This window comes from Pseudomonas sp. EA_65y_Pfl2_P74 (assembly GCF_963970575.1).
GTDB classification, from domain to species: domain Bacteria; phylum Pseudomonadota; class Gammaproteobacteria; order Pseudomonadales; family Pseudomonadaceae; genus Aquipseudomonas; species Aquipseudomonas baetica_A.
In genome coordinates, this window is record NZ_CAXAOQ010000012.1 from 1 (window position 1) to 13,508 (window position 13,508).

Here is a 13,508-nt window from a genome sequence, read left to right on the forward strand (position 1 = left end):
GGTGCGGGAAGCGGTCTTGATCTACAACCAAGAGCGCCCGCACCTGTCCTTAAAATACAAAACGCCCGATGCAGTGCATCGGGCGTTAGGGTGAGATAGGTGTAAACCTATTTCAGGACTAGACAGGGTGGTTTAGAACGCGCCCATGTAATCGCGTTTACCCACTTCAACACCGTTGTGACGCAGCAGGGCGTAGGTGGTGGTGACATGGAAGAAGAACTGCGGCAGACCGTAGGTCAGCAGATAAGCCTGGCCGCTGAAGCGCTTCTCTTTCGGTGTGCCCGGACGGGTGACGATTTCAATGCCTTCCTGGCCATTGATCTGCTCAGGCTTGATCTCGCCGATAAAGGCCAGAACCTTGGCGATCAAGGCTTGCAGCTCAGCGAAGGTGGTTTCGCTGTCGTCGTATTTCGGAATCTCGACTTCGGCCAGACGCGACGAAACGCCTTTGGCGAAATCAACCGCGATCTGCACCTGACGCACCAGCGGGAACATGTCCGGGTACAGACGAGCCTGCAGAAAGGCGTTCGGGTCGATGTTTTTCTCGGTGGCGTGGGCTTCAGCCTTTTTCAGGACATCGCTCAGGGCGTTGAGCATTTGTTGAAAAACCGGGACGGATGCGGCGTACAGGGAAATGGTCATGGCAATCTCATGTGGTGGCTGGGTGGAACGTGGAGGCGATTATAGCCATGCTTGATGACCACACGGCTTGCCTTTTGTTTGGCAAGGATTAGGCTAGGCGCCTTCGACTGCAGAGGGAACGCGCGATGTCCACAGAACCAGAATCCAGCTTCGACGAACCACGGCTCACTGCCACGGAAATCCGCATCCTGGGATCATTGATCGAAAAACAGGCCACCAGTCCGGAAACCTATCCGCTGACCCTCAATGCGCTGGTGACCGCGTGTAATCAGAAAACCAGTCGCGAACCGGTGATGAACCTGACCCAGGGCCAGGTGGGCCAGAGCCTGCGCACACTGGAAGGTCGCGGCTTCGCCAAACTGGTCATGGGCAGCCGCGCCGACCGCTGGGAGCACAAGGTCGACAAAGCGCTGGAGTTGGTGCCGGCGCAGGTGGCGCTGACCGGGCTGATGTTTCTGCGCGGCCCGCAGACCGTTAACGAACTGCTGACCCGCAGCGGGCGCATGCATGATTTCGAAGATGCCGAGCAAGTGGTGCATCAGCTTGAGCGCTTGATCGCTCGCGGGCTGGCGGTGTTGATTGCGCGCCAGGCTGGGCAGCGCGAAGACCGCTATAGCCATGCGCTGGGCGATCCGGCGGATATCGAGGCGATTCTGGCGGCGCGGCAAAATCCCGGGGAGCGCGTCAGCGGCGGGGGTTCGATCGAACGGATCGAAGAGCTTGAGGCGCGGATTGCGGCACTGGAAGAGCGCCTGGCCCGCCTCGAATAAACACCATCCCCCTGTGGGAGCGGGCTTGCTCGTGAAGAAGCCCGCTGAACCAACACAGACTTAAGGATCAGCTACGGGCGAATGCCACCGCCGCCTGAAACTGCTCTTCGGTCGGCCGCACCCCGGTGTACAACACAAACTGCTCCAGCGCCTGGATCGCTATCACTTCCAGCCCGGTAATGACCCGCTTCCCTTGCGCGCGGCCGCGCATGATCAGCGGCGTTTGCGAAGGAATGGCCACCACATCAAACACCGTGTCGGCCGCCTTGATCACCTCAGGCTCAAACGCCAGTTGCCCCGCCTCAGGGCCGCCGTCCATGCCGACCGGCGTCACGTTGATCAGCATCTGCGCACGCTCATCCCCCAGTTCAGCCTGCCAGCGATAACCCAGCGAGTCTGCCAGCGCACGTCCGGCACGCTCATTGCGCGCCACGATCAAGCCGTTTTTATAACCACCGTCGCGCAAGGCACTGGCCACTGCCTTGGCCATACCGCCGCTGCCGCGCAGGGCGAAAGTCGAATCCTTGGGCACCGCGTGGGTTTCCAGCAACTGCGCGATGGCGATGTAATCGGTGTTGTAGGCCTTGAGATGGCCATTAGTGTTGACGACAGTATTGATCGACTGAATCGCTTGCGCCGAGGCATCCAGCTCATCGACCAACTCGATGCAGGCTTCCTTGAACGGCATCGATACGCCACAGCCACGAATGCCCAAGGCGCGAATCCCGCCGACAGCGCCGGCCAGGTCCTGGCTGCTGAACGCCTTGTAGTAGAAGTTCAGGCCCAGTTGCTCATACAAATGATTATGAAACCGCAGACCGAAATTGCCTGGGCGTCCGGACAGGGACATGCACAGCTGGGTGTCTTTGTTCGGGTTCATCTGCATGAAACTTCTCCTTCAAACGCACTTTCGGATGGACGGGATTAGCCATTCCATCGGGTTCTGAATGATCATATCGCTTGCCTGCACCGGGCCTGGATGAGCCGGTAAAGAAATCGGTACAGACCTTACACAAAATTTACCCAACGGCTGTGCTGATTTTAAAAATTTCGCTGTCTTAGATGTATCCCCGCGACATCCATGGACCTATTGCAGGCCAGGGAGCCGGGTTGAAGAACCGAGGAATTATCATGATTCGTAAACTCTCCATTGTGGCCTTACTGATCGGTGCACTCGCTGTAACAGGCCAGGCAGAAGCCGGTCATGGCCATGGCTGGCAAGGCCCGGCGGTGTTTGGCGCGATCGTCGGCTCGGCCATCATCGGTTCGGCGCTGATCAACCAGGACCGGCCGGTGTACGTGCAGCAACAGCCGGTTTACGTTCAACCCCAACCGGTCTATGTGCAACAGCCGCCTCCACCGGTCTACTACCAGCCAGCGCCGGTTTATGTGCAGCAACCGGTTTACGTCCAGCCGGCCCCCGTTTATTACGGCCCGCCACGCGGCTACTACGGTCGGCCCCATGGCTACTACGGCGGCCCACGCTGGTAATCGATACACAGAGCCCTGCTTTTATAGCGGGGCTTTTTTATGACCGTCGGTCGCCCGCGTCTGAAAAAATCTCGCCAAGGTCGCTGTGAGGACAGCTTCAACAGCTAAAGTCGGCATGATTGACTTGACCGTCATCGGCGCCCCCATAAAACGGTCATCTTTTTGTCATGACGGAACCGCAATCTGAATCCGTCCGTAAACAACAGGTTGATAACAACAAGGACGATTGTATGCCTACACAAAACCCGCACCGCGTCGTCGGCCTGTGCACCTCAAGCAAGGTGTACAGCGCGCTGACCGAACTCAAGCACCTGGAAGGCCACCGCTGCGCCAAGTTTCTTTCGCTGCTGGCCGAGAACCTTGTGCACAAGGGGCTGCTCAATGAGCGCGAAGTGGTGCACATGCTCGACCAGGTTGTCGACTGAAGCAGCCCTCACTGTTATCAATGTCCACTATCAAAAGCGTTGATTGTCCCTGAGAACCACGAATGCCTAAGGTGGCCCCATCGTTTGATGGAGGTTTCAGTCATGGCTCAGGTTCAAATCATGTCGGTCATCGGCAGCGCCGTTCCCGCACCACTCAGAGAGTCGGGCTTGCTCGCCTGTTGGTATCTGGTGCGCGACGGCGAGCCGATCAGCGGCCCACTGACATCCTTGCCAGCGGCGCAGGCCTTGTCGCAACAGATCGCCAGCAACCCGTTTCAAGCCTAGGGTAGCTGCACCTTGGGCTTGGTCTCGACGAACAGCGCCCAGCTCGACATGAACAGCGCTGCAATCAACGGCCCGATCACAAACCCGTTCAGACCGAAAACTGCCAGACCGCCCAGCGTCGAAATCAGGATCAAGTAGTCCGGCATGCGAGTGTCCTTGCCCACCAGGACCGGCCGCAGCACGTTGTCGACCAGACCGATCACAAACACCCCGAATAACCCCAGCACCACGCCCTGCCAGATCATCCCGCTGAGCAAGAAATAAACCGCCACCGGCGCCCAGACAATTCCCGCTCCCACCGCCGGCAACAGCGATAGAAACGCCATCAACACCGCCCACAACAACGCGCTGGGGATGTCGAGAAACCAGAAAATCGCTCCGCCCAACGCACCCTGCGTGATCGCGACGACCAGATTGCCCTTCACCGTGGCCCGCACGACCCGGTTGAACTTCAGTTGCAAACGACGCTTTTGATGCTCTTCCAGCGGAATCGCAATGCGTACCTTGCGCACCAGCTCCGCGCCGTCACGCAGAAAGAAAAACAGCAAGTACAGCATGACGAAGAAACTCACCACGAACTCGAACGTGCCCTGGCCAAAACTGAAGGCCTGGGTCGCCAGTACCTGACTGCCCTGCATCGCCGCTTTGACGATTTTTTCGCGCAGGGCATTGAGTTCACCCATGCCAAAGCGGTCGAGCAGATGCTGAAAGTATTGCGGCAGGCTGTGTTTGAACTGCGCCAGATAGGCCGCGATGTCCAGCTCGCCGCTTTCGATATTCTTGTAAAGCGTCGCGCCTTCCTGCACCAGCAACACACTGAGGATGATCACCGGCAGAATCGCGATCACCAGACAGATGCTCAACGTACACAGCGAGGTGACATTGCGCTGCCAGCCGAATTTCCCCTGCAACTTGCGTTGCATCGGCGCAAACAGAATGCCCAGGATCACCGCCCAGAACACCGCGCCATAAAACGGCAGCAGAATCCAGATAAAGGCCACCGTGACCAGCACCAACAGCACCGTCAGGGATTTGAATTGAAGACTTTTTACGTTCATGTCCGGTCCATGTCAGTCAGGCGTCATGCACGCCCCAAACCTTAGTCAGCCGGGGCGTGCGCGAGTGCCATCTTTATTCATGGCGCCTCGCTGCGGTGCCTGCGCAGCCTCACAGCCCCAAACGTAGATCCAGATCAATAAACCCCGATTTCATCCGCATTACCCTGCCGCGCTTTTGCGACCGATGCCGCCATGCCCCTGATGCCAGACCTCACCACCCCGGAACTGCTCGCTCCCGCCGGCACCCTGAAAAACATGCGTTACGCCTTCGCCTACGGCGCCGATGCGGTGTATGCCGGCCAACCGCGCTACAGCCTGCGCGTGCGCAACAACGAGTTCGACCACGCCAATCTGGCGCTGGGCATTCGTGAGGCTCAGGCACAGGGCAAGCGTTTCTACGTGGTGGTCAACATCGCGCCGCACAACGCCAAGCTCAAGACCTTTCTCAAGGACCTGGCGCCGGTGATTGAAATGGCACCGGACGCACTGATCATGTCCGACCCCGGGCTGATCATGCTGGTGCGTCGGCATTTCCCGCAGATGCCGATTCACTTGTCGGTACAGGCCAACACCGTGAACTGGGCGAGCGTTGAGTTCTGGCAACAGCAGGGGCTGAGCCGGATCATCCTCTCGCGGGAATTGTCGCTGGAGGAAATTGGCGAGATTCGCGAGCAAGTGCCCGGCATGGAGCTGGAAGTTTTCGTTCACGGCGCGCTGTGCATGGCTTATTCCGGCCGTTGCCTGCTGTCGGGTTACATGAACAAACGCGACGCCAATCAGGGCACTTGCACCAACGCTTGCCGCTGGAAATATTCGGCGCAAGAGGCCTCCGAGAATCAGCTCGGCGAGATCGTGCAGACCTTCCAGCCCGAACCGACGCTGGGCATTGGCACTCCCACCGATCAAGTGTTCCTGTTGCAGGAAGCCAACCGTCCGGATGAGTTGATGCCCGCTTTCGAAGACGAGCACGGCACTTACATCATGAATGCCAAGGACCTGCGCGCGGTGCAGCACGTCGAGCGCCTGACACGCATGGGCGTGCATTCATTGAAGATCGAAGGCCGAACCAAATCGCACTTCTATTGCGCCCGCACCACCCAGGTATATCGCCGGGCAATTGACGATGCAGTGGCCGGCCGTGAGTTTGATCGCAGCCTGATGACCGATCTGGAGTCACTGGCCCAGCGCGGCTACACCGAAGGTTTCCTGCGCCGGCATGTGCATGACGAATACCAGAATTATCAGAACGGCAGTTCGGTGTCGCAGCGTCAGCAGTTTGTTGGGGAGTTGACCGGCGAGCGGCGTGATCGTCTGGCGCAGGTCAAGGTGAAGAACCGTTTCGCTCTGGGTGATCATCTGGAACTGATGACGCCCAAGGGCAATTTTCATTTTGATCTGCATGAACTGCAAAACCTCAAAGGGCAGGCGATCGAGGTCGCACCGGGGGATGGGCACACGGTGTATGTGCCGATTCCGGATACGGTGGACTTGCGCTTTGGGTTGTTGATGCGCGATGTGAATTGAGGCCCGCAGCCTGCGCCAATCAACCCTGCGCGCAAAACCGATCCCGACTATTGGTCAGGTGCAGCCACATCGCGGCACGCGCAGCGTCCGCATCCTGACGCTTGATCGCGTTCAGAATTGCCTCGTGCTCCAGATTCGCCAACTGCCCGAGTTTGCTCAGATCCGCCGCCCCACGCTCGGCCGCATTCAGTCGATGACGCGGAATCATCGCGCTGCCCAAGTGCTGCATGATCTCACTGAAGCAGACATTGCCAGTGGCCTCGGCGATCAGCAGGTGAAAGCGCCGGTCGGCCTCGACACAACTGTCGTTATTGGCAAGTTGGCGCTGATAGTCATCCAGCGCTTTGCGCATCTGCAGCAACTGCTGCTCGGTACGCCGTTGCGCCGCCAATGCCGCCGCTTGCGATTCCAGCCCCATGCGCAACTCAAGCATGCTGCGCACACCGAGTGCCGTGTCGACATTGAGCCGCAATCCCTGCTCCGGCGCACGCTCGATCACGAACGTACCAATGCCGTGGCGCGTTTCGACCCATCCCGAGGCCTGCAATCTGGAGATCGCCTCGCGCACCACCGTGCGACTCACACCATGTTCCTGAACGATGGCGTTCTCCGATGGCAGCTTGTCGCCGGGCGACATTTGTCCGTGCAGGATGCTCTGGGTGAGCTTCTCCACCAGATCATGGGCCAGGTTGTGCGCACGTTTGCGGGTAGGGGCGTCGAGGTCTTCTTGCATGGTCGGTTCCAGTGAGCGGACGGGCGGATCGTAGCACTGCACAGGCCTATGACGGGATTGATTCTAGCGCTGAAAAACCCACCTACTTGTATGACAACACTCAATATCTATTAATAATCTGCCGGGTTCGCTATCGACTTCACGCAATTTTGATCGCGTCCCCATGAAATCGCCACTGCAAAAAAAGTAACAAAAACAGGGTTAGAATCCAGAAAATCATAAAAACCCTGTCATCCAGAGCAATAAAATCATCCCTGCCCACTTGTAGGACAAAAAATCGTAGTTGTATGATGTCTATCAACAACGTCGTACCCAGCCCTACCCGCATAAAAATAATCAGTGGGAGCAAACCAAGTGAAAACCTCCGTCTCGGGGATGAGCGAAAGCGTCGACTCAACGCTTTCGTCCGCCATCTCGAAAGTCAAACGCCACGTCCTGCCGCTCTTCGTGATCATGTTCATCGTCAATTACATTGACCGGGTGAACATCGGATTTGTCCGCACCCACATGGAGCACGACCTGGGCATTGGTGCCGCCGCTTACGGCTTCGGCGCCGGCCTGTTTTTCATCGGCTATGCGCTGTTCGAAGTCCCCTCCAACATGCTGCTGCAGAAAGTCGGCGCGCGAATCTGGCTGACCCGGATCATGCTCACCTGGGGCCTGGTCGCCGCCGGCATGGCATTCATCCAGACCGAAACCCATTTCTACATTTTGCGTTTTTTGCTCGGCGTGGCTGAGGCCGGGTTCTTTCCCGGGGTGATCTACTACTTCACCCGCTGGCTACCGGGTGTCGAACGCGGCAAAGCGATTGCGATCTTCCTCAGCGGTTCGGCGCTCGCCTCGCTGATCTCCGGCCCGCTGTCCGGTCTGCTCCTGCAAATCAACGGGCTGGGCATGCACGGCTGGCAATGGATGTACTTCATTGAGGGGATGTTTTCGGTGTGCCTGTGCGTGTTCGTCTGGTTCTGGCTCGACGCCAAGCCCCATGACGCCAAATGGCTGACCCGCGCCGAGCAGGACGCATTGGTCACCGCCATTGACGACGAACAGAAGGCCCGCGAAGCGGCCACGCCCCTGCGTCCATCGATGGGCACACTGCTCAAGGACCGGCAGATCATTCTGTTCTGCCTGATCTACTTCTTCATTCAACTGACGATCTACGCCGCGACTTTCTGGTTGCCGAGCATCATCAAGAAAATGGGCGAGATGAGCGACCTCCAGGTCGGGCTGTTCAACTCGATTCCGTGGCTGCTGTCGATTGTCGGCATGTATGCCTTCGCGTCCCTCTGCGCCAAGTGGAAGCACCAGCAGGCATGGGTCGCCACGGCACTGTTGATCGCTGCGGCGGGGATGTTCATGTCCACCACCGGCGGGCCGGTCTTCGCCTTCGTCGCGATCTGTTTTGCAGCGCTGGGTTTCAAATCCGCCTCGTCCCTCTTCTGGCCGATTCCCCAGGCCTATCTGGATGCGCGGATTGCCGCGCCGGTGATTGCGCTGATCAATTCAGTGGGCAACCTCGGCGGCTTCGTCGCGCCGACCACGTTCGGCCTGCTGGAACAACACACCGGCTCGATTCAGGGCGGCCTCTATGGGTTGGCCGCGACCTCGATCATCGCCGCGATCATCGTGTTCTTCGCCCGCACCTCAGCGAAACCCGCCAGTGTTGCCGCCGTGGCCGATACCACGCCGAAGCACGCCTGACTTTCTGTTTTCAAGGATAAAACAATGAACGTAAACGACACCGCCAAAGCCCCGGTCATCACTGATATGCAAGTCATCCCGGTGGCCGGCCACGACGGCATGCTGCTCAACCTGAGCGGCGCCCATGGGCCGTTTTTCACCCGCAACATCGTCATTCTCAAAGACAACGCCGGCCACACCGGCGTGGGCGAAGTACCCGGTGGCGAACGCATTCGCCAGACACTGGAAGACGCGCGCAGCCTGGTGATCGGCAGCCCTATCGGTACGTATCAGAAGATCCTCAATCAGGTGCGCCAGACCTTTGCCGACCGCGATGCCGGCGGCCGGGGCCTGCAAACTTTCGACCTGCGCATCACCATCCACGCGGTCACCGGCCTGGAAGCCGCCCTGCTCGACCTGCTCGGCCAACACCTCGACGTACCGGTCGCAGCGCTGCTCGGCGAAGGTCAGCAACGTGAAGAAGTGAAGATGCTCGGCTACCTGTTCTACGTCGGCGATCAGCACGAAACCGACCTTGCCTATCGCAGCGAACCGGACGCCGATAACGACTGGTTCCGTGTGCGTCACGAGAAAGCCATGACCGCTGAATCGGTGGTGCGTCTGGCCGAAGCGGCCCATGCCAGATACGGCTTCAAGGACTTCAAACTCAAGGGCGGTGTGCTCAGCGGTGACGCGGAAATAGAAGCGGTGACAGCGCTGGCCGAGCGCTTCCCCGAGGCACGGATCACCCTTGACCCGAACGGTGCGTGGTCGCTCAAGGAAGCGATCCGTTTGTGCCGTGATCAACATCAGGTTCTGGCCTATGCCGAAGACCCGTGCGGAGCGGAAAATGGCTATTCGGGCCGTGAAGTGATGGCCGAGTTTCGCCGCGCCACCGGGCTTAAAACCGCCACCAACATGATTGCCACCGACTGGCGCGAGATGGGCCATGCGATCCAGTTGCAATCGGTCGACATCCCGTTGGCTGACCCGCATTTCTGGACCATGCAAGGCTCGGTACGCGTGGCGCAGATGTGCCATGAGTGGGGCCTGACCTGGGGCTCGCACTCCAACAATCACTTTGATATTTCGCTGGCCATGTTCACCCATGTGGCGGCGGCAGCACCGGGTGAAATCACCGCCATCGACACCCACTGGATCTGGCAGGACGGCCAGCGCCTGACCAAGGCACCGCTACAGATTGTCGACGGCTGCGTGCAGGTGCCGAAGAAACCCGGGCTGGGTGTGGAACTGGACATGGATCAAGTGGCCAAGGCCCACGAACGCTATAAAGGCATGGGCCTGGGTGCGCGGGATGACAGCGTGGCCATGCAATTCCTGATTCCGGGATGGAAATTCGATAACAAGCGGCCGTGTCTGCTGCGCTGATTTTCAAGCCCGCCTCACGCCAAAGGTGGGAGTGAGCAAGCCCTCGAGGGTTCAGGGCTGACCTGAGAGTTGTAGCAACCAGTCCTTGAACGCCAGCATCGCCGCGGTCTCTGGTCGTGATTGCAATCGCGTCAGCCAATAACTCCCCGTGGTGATCTCGATCGCAAACGGCTGACAAATCGCCTCTGCCGCCAATTGCCGGGCGAACATCAGGGGCGGCGCCAACGCCACCCCACAGCCCTGCAACGCCGCTTCCATCATCGCCAGGGACGAATCGAACACAATGCTCTGCGGCGGCGCCGCCTGAGTCGCCAGACCCGCCGTTTGAAACCATTCCGACCATTCATCCGTTCGGTAGGAACGCAGTAACGTCTGCTGCAAGAGATCCCCCGGCGCATGCAATTGTCGGGCGATTTCCGGCACACACAACACCGACAGCGGCGCATCGAGCAAGCGGGCCGCCTCAATACCGTGCCACGCCCCGGCGCCAAACCGGACTGCGTAATCCAGCCCTTCGGCAGCGACGTCCACGCGATTGTTGTTTGTCGACAGCCGTAAATCTATGAGCGGATGTTTCGCCCGAAAGTCCGCCAGCCTCGGCAACAGCCAGCCCACAGCGAACGTCCCCACCGCGCCGACGGTCAACACTTCGCGATATTGCCCCCCGGCGAGGCGTTCGAGAATCTGCGCAATGTGATCGAACGAGGTGCTCAACACCGGCAACAAGGTTTCGCCTTCACTGGTCAGCATCAGCCCACGAGGCAGGCGTTTGAACAGGGTTACATTAAGCTGCGCCTCAAGGCTTTTGACCTGATGACTGACGGCCGCTTGGGTCACGCACAGTTCCACAGCCGCGCGGGTGAAGCTCAAATGACGTGCTGAAGCCTCGAAAGCGCGTAACGCGTTGAGCGGCAATTGCGGTCGAATCATGCCCTACCCCAAATTTTTCTAATGGCTCATGCGAAATTTCGTCGTTTGTCGATTGCCTTCGGTGTGCCTAAATTGGCGGCGCTTATCAGTAGCCCGACGGGAAATCGCCCGCAGTGTAGCGGGATACAACAATCAACACTCACGGAGAGTGGATCATTTATGCGTTCAATCAACTCGACCAAACTCTTTTCCTACAGTACTTTCGGCCTTTTCTTTGGCGCCACGGCCTGCCTGGCCGCGCCGCAAACCGACGAACAACTGCAAGCACTGGTCAAAGGTGCCGTCACGCCCGTCATGCAGCAGCAGAACATCCCCGGTCTGGCCGTTGCCCTCACCATCAACGGCAAAGCGCATTACTTTAACTACGGCGTCGCCGCCAAAGACACCGGGCAGAAGGTCAGCGAAAACACCCTGTTCGAAGTCGGGTCGGTGAGCAAAACCTTCACTGCGACACTCGCCGGTTACGCGCAGGCCACGGGCAAACTGGATCTGTCGACCAAGGCCAGCAAGCTTTGGCCGGAGTTGAAAGGCAGCGCTTTCGACAACATCAGCGTGTTGCAACTGGGCACTTACAGCGCTGGCGGGTTGCCGCTGCAATTCCCCAACGATTCGGACTCGGCTGACAAGATGCTCGGCTACTACCAACAGTGGAAACCGGTTTATCCGGCAGGCAGCCATCGCCTGTATTCCAATCCAAGCCTTGGGTTGTTCGGTTATCTGACGGCGAAAAGTCTGGGCCAGCCGTTTGATCAAGCCATGAGTGAAACCCTGCTACCGCAACTGGGCCTCAAGCACACCTACACCAAAGTGCCGGCATCCGAAGCCAAGCTCTACGCTCAGGGTTACGACAAGAAAGACCAACCGGTTCGGGTCAGTCCGGGCGCACTGGATTCCGAAGCCTACGGCATCAAAACCAGTGCGGCGGACATGCTGCGTTACGTAGAGGCCAACCTGAAACCGGCCAGCCTTGAAGCGCCGCTGCAAAAAGCCATCGCCGCGACCCATACCGGTTACTACACCGTTGGCGACATGACCCAAGGCCTGGGCTGGGAGCGTTATGCCTACCCGATCAGCCTGGCTCAATTGCAGAACGGCAACTCGACGCCGATGGCGATGGAGGCGCACAAGGTCAAATGGCTGACCCCGCCACAGCCTGAACCGGCCAATGTGCTCTACAACAAAACCGGCGCGACCGGTGGTTTTGGCGCGTATGTGGCGTTTGTGCCGTCGAAGGAGCTGGGCATCGTGATCCTAGCGAACAAGAATTACCCGAATGCGGAACGGGTGAAGATTGCGCATGAGATTTTCAGTGCGCTGACTGAATGATGCAAAACCTGTAGCAAGGGGATAAATCCCCTCGCCACAACGTTTTGTGTAAAAGGCATGCAATAAAAAATGGGCGACCTGCTGAGGTCGCCCATTTTTTTGATTCAGGCCATGCCATCAATCATCCGGCATTTGCGGCGGCTTACTCGGTTTGACTGGCTTGCTTGGCTTGGCACCTTTCGCACCTTTGGCCGGTTCAGGCTCGCTGGCGGCCGGCGCTTGGGCGGCTGCGGCGGCCGCTTCCTTCTCAGCCATTGGCATGGCGTCGATAGTCTCGAAGATCTTCTTCAGGTCCACCGATTTCGCCTCATCCCCCGACGCCGAAAGCTTGGTTTCGCCGTCCTTGCCCACCAGGAACACTTTCGGATAGGCCCCGGCACCCAGCTTCAGCGAGCGCAGCAGCGCCATGGTGTCTTGCTGGCCCATGTCCTTGCCGTCAAGTTGGCCTGACATGTTGAGGATGGTGTAAACCTTGATGTTGCGGTCGGCGACGCCTTTTTTGTTGGCAGGGTCCTCAAGCGACTTTTTCAGGCTCACCCACACCGGGTCGACGGTGCTTTTTGCGATCACGATCAGCGGCCGGGCGCGCCCCATGTCTGCGGCAATCGGCGAATCGTTGTCAGCGGCGAACAAGGGGCCGGCAATCGCCAGCAAGAGTGTCAGGGTCAGTGACCTGATGAGCATGCGCATCTCCTTTTGATATCCACGCTCTACTGATTGCGCATCGTGGCGATTGTTCCGGGTGTGTCTGGCAAATATGTTTCGCCTTGTCAGAAGCTTAGGTCAGGACCGGCATTGCGCAACCGAACCCGTGCAATCGTGACGACGATTTGATTACCGTTCAGGCGCGCGTCAGGGTGGCGGTACTGCCCACGAAATGGAGGTCAACCGCATGCAAACCGTCTCCAGGCGGGGCCTTGAACTCCGTTCAGCAGAGCGCTGTGTCGAGAGCGGCCAGCAGTTGCGTCGCATCGACCGGGCAATCGGCAAGTTTGAGCACGCCACGGTCGATATCAATACTCAACGTCACGGAGGGCTGATCACCGGGATATTTGCGCAGGAGCAAGTCGATGCCACTGGCTGTCTCGTCCGCCGTGCCGATCAGATCCCATAAGCTGTCGCTCAGATCCAGCAACACCTGCTGACGCTGCTGATCAACCACAAGCGGCGCATACAGCCAATGGCTCATGCGCATTTCGCGGGGTTCGACAGTAATGGCGATGCGGCCATCGCAATGCAGGCTGGTTTCGCTCAT

At 58.8% G+C, this 13,508-nt stretch carries 15 protein-coding genes; 8 read left to right on the forward strand and 7 right to left on the reverse strand.

All coding sequences use genetic code 11. The features are described 5' to 3' along the window. Positions 1–132 precede the first annotated feature (132 nt). The gene (locus AACY18_RS11665; protein ID WP_221730462.1) at positions 133–642 is read right to left on the reverse strand and encodes a DUF1993 domain-containing protein; all 510 of its coding nucleotides are present in this window, start codon (positions 640–642) and stop codon (positions 133–135) included. Positions 643–767: 125 nt separating this feature from the next. Here AACY18_RS11665 and AACY18_RS11670 point away from each other — a divergent pair, with 125 nt between their 5' ends. After that, complete coding sequence (locus AACY18_RS11670; RefSeq protein WP_339464915.1) at positions 768–1,412, forward strand: YceH family protein; 645 nt, start codon at positions 768–770, stop codon at positions 1,410–1,412. Positions 1,413–1,479: 67 nt separating this feature from the next. Here AACY18_RS11670 and AACY18_RS11675 read toward each other — a convergent pair whose 3' ends face one another. Then, complete coding sequence (locus tag AACY18_RS11675; RefSeq protein ID WP_339464916.1) at positions 1,480–2,298, reverse strand: shikimate 5-dehydrogenase; 819 nt, start codon at positions 2,296–2,298, stop codon at positions 1,480–1,482. Between the two features lie 245 nt (positions 2,299–2,543). On the opposite strand from AACY18_RS11675, the gene AACY18_RS11680 reads away from it, so the two are divergent. The 3 genes from AACY18_RS11680 to AACY18_RS11690 all read left to right on the forward strand — a co-directional run bounded on the left by AACY18_RS11680 (position 2,544) and on the right by AACY18_RS11690 (position 3,613). Continuing rightward, positions 2,544–2,903 (forward strand): hypothetical protein, encoded by a 360-nt coding sequence (locus AACY18_RS11680; RefSeq protein ID WP_339431953.1) that lies wholly within the window; start codon positions 2,544–2,546, stop codon positions 2,901–2,903. Positions 2,904–3,133: 230 nt separating this feature from the next. Next, positions 3,134–3,328 (forward strand): hypothetical protein, encoded by a 195-nt coding sequence (locus AACY18_RS11685; protein WP_221730466.1) that lies wholly within the window; start codon positions 3,134–3,136, stop codon positions 3,326–3,328. Positions 3,329–3,430: 102 nt separating this feature from the next. Next, positions 3,431–3,613 (forward strand): hypothetical protein, encoded by a 183-nt coding sequence (locus AACY18_RS11690; RefSeq protein WP_339431952.1) that lies wholly within the window; start codon positions 3,431–3,433, stop codon positions 3,611–3,613. On the opposite strand, the gene AACY18_RS11695 is transcribed toward AACY18_RS11690, so the two are convergent. Beyond that, positions 3,610–4,671, reverse strand: coding sequence for an AI-2E family transporter (locus tag AACY18_RS11695; RefSeq protein ID WP_339431951.1), 1,062 nt, complete (start codon positions 4,669–4,671; stop codon positions 3,610–3,612). The genes AACY18_RS11690 and AACY18_RS11695 overlap by 4 nt on opposite strands. 201 nt (positions 4,672–4,872) lie before the next feature. On the opposite strand from AACY18_RS11695, the gene trhP reads away from it, so the two are divergent. After that, positions 4,873–6,195, forward strand: a complete 1,323-nt coding sequence (gene trhP / locus AACY18_RS11700) for a prephenate-dependent tRNA uridine(34) hydroxylase TrhP (protein ID WP_339432016.1) — start codon at positions 4,873–4,875, stop codon at positions 6,193–6,195. A gap of 19 nt (positions 6,196–6,214) precedes the next feature. On the opposite strand, the gene AACY18_RS11705 is transcribed toward trhP, so the two are convergent. Beyond that, positions 6,215–6,928, reverse strand: a complete 714-nt coding sequence (locus tag AACY18_RS11705; RefSeq protein ID WP_339464917.1) for a FadR/GntR family transcriptional regulator — start codon at positions 6,926–6,928, stop codon at positions 6,215–6,217. 354 nt (positions 6,929–7,282) lie between these two features. Here AACY18_RS11705 and AACY18_RS11710 point away from each other — a divergent pair, with 354 nt between their 5' ends. Both AACY18_RS11710 and gudD read left to right on the forward strand, forming a co-directional pair. Further along, positions 7,283–8,629, forward strand: a complete 1,347-nt coding sequence (locus AACY18_RS11710) for an MFS transporter (protein WP_339431949.1) — start codon at positions 7,283–7,285, stop codon at positions 8,627–8,629. A gap of 24 nt (positions 8,630–8,653) precedes the next feature. Continuing rightward, the gene (gudD, locus tag AACY18_RS11715) at positions 8,654–9,997 is read left to right on the forward strand and encodes a glucarate dehydratase (RefSeq protein ID WP_339464918.1); all 1,344 of its coding nucleotides are present in this window, start codon (positions 8,654–8,656) and stop codon (positions 9,995–9,997) included. 51 nt (positions 9,998–10,048) lie between these two features. Here gudD and AACY18_RS11720 read toward each other — a convergent pair whose 3' ends face one another. Next, entirely contained in the window at positions 10,049–10,927 is an 879-nt protein-coding gene (locus AACY18_RS11720) for a LysR family transcriptional regulator (protein ID WP_339464919.1), read from the reverse strand. Between the two features lie 159 nt (positions 10,928–11,086). Here AACY18_RS11720 and ampC point away from each other — a divergent pair, with 159 nt between their 5' ends. Next, complete coding sequence (ampC, locus tag AACY18_RS11725; RefSeq protein WP_339464920.1) at positions 11,087–12,253, forward strand: class C beta-lactamase; 1,167 nt, start codon at positions 11,087–11,089, stop codon at positions 12,251–12,253. Between the two features lie 117 nt (positions 12,254–12,370). Here ampC and AACY18_RS11730 read toward each other — a convergent pair whose 3' ends face one another. Both AACY18_RS11730 and AACY18_RS11735 read right to left on the reverse strand, forming a co-directional pair. Continuing rightward, positions 12,371–12,937, reverse strand: a complete 567-nt coding sequence (locus tag AACY18_RS11730) for a DUF4174 domain-containing protein (RefSeq protein WP_221730475.1) — start codon at positions 12,935–12,937, stop codon at positions 12,371–12,373. 244 nt (positions 12,938–13,181) lie between these two features. Then, positions 13,182–13,508, reverse strand: a complete 327-nt coding sequence (locus tag AACY18_RS11735) for a hypothetical protein (RefSeq protein ID WP_339431944.1) — start codon at positions 13,506–13,508, stop codon at positions 13,182–13,184.

Bases quoted from the DNA above. Each gene is read 5' to 3' on its own strand.
- AACY18_RS11665 (WP_221730462.1), bottom strand. From the start codon at position 642: ATGACCATTTCCCTGTACGCCGCATCCGTCCCGGTTTTTCAACAAATG.
- AACY18_RS11670 (WP_339464915.1), top strand. From the start codon at position 768: ATGTCCACAGAACCAGAATCCAGCTTCGACGAACCACGGCTCACTGCC.
- AACY18_RS11675 (WP_339464916.1), bottom strand. From the start codon at position 2,298: ATGCAGATGAACCCGAACAAAGACACCCAGCTGTGCATGTCCCTGTCC.
- AACY18_RS11680 (WP_339431953.1), top strand. From the start codon at position 2,544: ATGATTCGTAAACTCTCCATTGTGGCCTTACTGATCGGTGCACTCGCT.
- AACY18_RS11685 (WP_221730466.1), top strand. From the start codon at position 3,134: ATGCCTACACAAAACCCGCACCGCGTCGTCGGCCTGTGCACCTCAAGC.
- AACY18_RS11690 (WP_339431952.1), top strand. From the start codon at position 3,431: ATGGCTCAGGTTCAAATCATGTCGGTCATCGGCAGCGCCGTTCCCGCA.
- AACY18_RS11695 (WP_339431951.1), bottom strand. From the start codon at position 4,671: ATGAACGTAAAAAGTCTTCAATTCAAATCCCTGACGGTGCTGTTGGTG.
- trhP (WP_339432016.1), top strand. From the start codon at position 4,873: ATGCCAGACCTCACCACCCCGGAACTGCTCGCTCCCGCCGGCACCCTG.
- AACY18_RS11705 (WP_339464917.1), bottom strand. From the start codon at position 6,928: ATGCAAGAAGACCTCGACGCCCCTACCCGCAAACGTGCGCACAACCTG.
- gudD (WP_339464918.1), top strand. From the start codon at position 8,654: ATGAACGTAAACGACACCGCCAAAGCCCCGGTCATCACTGATATGCAA.
- AACY18_RS11720 (WP_339464919.1), bottom strand. From the start codon at position 10,927: ATGATTCGACCGCAATTGCCGCTCAACGCGTTACGCGCTTTCGAGGCT.
- ampC (WP_339464920.1), top strand. From the start codon at position 11,087: ATGCGTTCAATCAACTCGACCAAACTCTTTTCCTACAGTACTTTCGGC.
- AACY18_RS11730 (WP_221730475.1), bottom strand. From the start codon at position 12,937: ATGCTCATCAGGTCACTGACCCTGACACTCTTGCTGGCGATTGCCGGC.
- AACY18_RS11735 (WP_339431944.1), bottom strand. From the start codon at position 13,508: ATGAGCGAAACCAGCCTGCATTGCGATGGCCGCATCGCCATTACTGTC.